We start from the raw sequence: 1,473 nt of genomic DNA, 5'->3' as shown, positions 1-1,473 counted from the left end.
AGCGCACCTGATGGCCGTAGTAATAGCTGGTCAACTGAACGGCCTGTCCGGGGCGGACATGGCGCATGGCCGTTTCCTTGATGTTGGCCACCACCCATAAATCATTGAGTGGCACCACCGAAAACAGGTGCTGGCCTGCAGTCACTTTTAAACCGGGGTAGGCAGAGCGTTGCGCGACGTAACCCGATATGGGGGCACGGATGAGCCGCCGTTGCCAGTTAATGTCGGCTTTTTCAAAAGCCGCAGCGGCCTGGCGAACCAGGGGATTGTCAGATACCGTGGTGCCCGCGACAATGGCTTGCGCCCCTCGTAATTTTGCCTGAATTTCTGCAACCTGTGCTGCTGCGGAAATGATTTCATTTTGCGTATTTTCAATGCGAATCCTGGAAACCGCCCCGCTGGGCAGCGACTGTTGGTAGCGGCTCAAATCCATTTTCAGTTTTTGCAGTTCAGCTATTTGGGCCTGAACGCTCTGTTGCAATGCCTGGACCCTTGCAAAATCCTGGCGGACCTGTCTGACTGTTGCCGCCAGATGGGCACCGGCCTGTTCCATGGCCAGTCGGGTCTGCGAACCCTGGAGGATTGCCAGAATCTGGCCGGCGTGAACATATTCCGTATTCTCCACCAGCACCTGCTTGACGATGCCTGCCGACAAACTATCTACCGGCGTGATGTTGCCGGTGACGTAAGCATCATTGGTTTCAATCCAGTACTGGCCCCGCAAAAACCACCAGAGGATTCCCAATCCAGCAGCAATGAGCACAATAACGGCAACCAGCAGCAACAGCCTGCGCCGCTGTTTTTCCGGTGAGGCGTTGTCAGGTGCAGAGGAGGATGGTGTTGTACTCATGCTGGTTTTTTCTCCGCCGTATATCCGCCCCCCAGGGCAACATTGAGCAGCACCCAGGATTGTGCATTCTGTATTTGCAAAGTGATTTGCTGGTTTTGCAGGTTGATTTCCTGAATCCGGCTGCGATAAACGCTTATCATATTGGTGGTACCCGATTGAAAAGCGGCCGTAGCCAGTGCGCTATCCTGGCTGGCGGCCTTGGTCATCCGTGTCTGTTCCTGTATTTGCTGACGATATTTTTGCCAGCTGGCCAAATGCCCGGCAATTTCACGCACCGCGCTGAGAATGGTGTGGCGATAATGATCTTGTGCGGCCAGATAAAAGGCATTTTGCGCTTTGAGACGGGCACGGAGCTTTCCGCCTTCGAAAATGGGCAGGGATACCACCGGAGCAATGGCATGAGCCAGATTTCCGGGGCTGAATAAATCACCCAGATCAATACTGTTCCAACCGGCAAACAGGGCAATATTGACATCAGGGTAAAAAGCCGCACGGGCAGCGCCGATCTGTTGCGCAGCGACTTCTATTTCCCAGCGTGCAGCGACAATATCAGGACGATGGATGATCAGACGCAGAGGTAATTGACGGGGGATATTTATGGTGGAGAAATCCGGTAACGGTTC

General features: G+C 54.0%; 2 protein-coding genes. Both read right to left on the bottom strand.

All coding sequences use genetic code 11. The features are described from left to right. Positions 1-850: HlyD family secretion protein (locus tag AC2VLY_RS05085; protein WP_486921874.1), on the bottom strand; the 850-nt coding region annotated here is incomplete at its 3' end. Next, positions 847-1,473, bottom strand: a 627-nt coding sequence (locus tag AC2VLY_RS05080) for a TolC family protein (protein WP_486921873.1), incomplete at its 5' end; no start/stop codon positions are given. The genes AC2VLY_RS05080 and AC2VLY_RS05085, both read right to left, overlap by 4 nt.

It is taken from the genome of Acidithiobacillus sp. TH-A36, from assembly GCF_057473445.1.
Note: the sequence above shows the minus strand (reverse complement) of the source record. Positions and strands in the feature narration are given on the sequence as shown.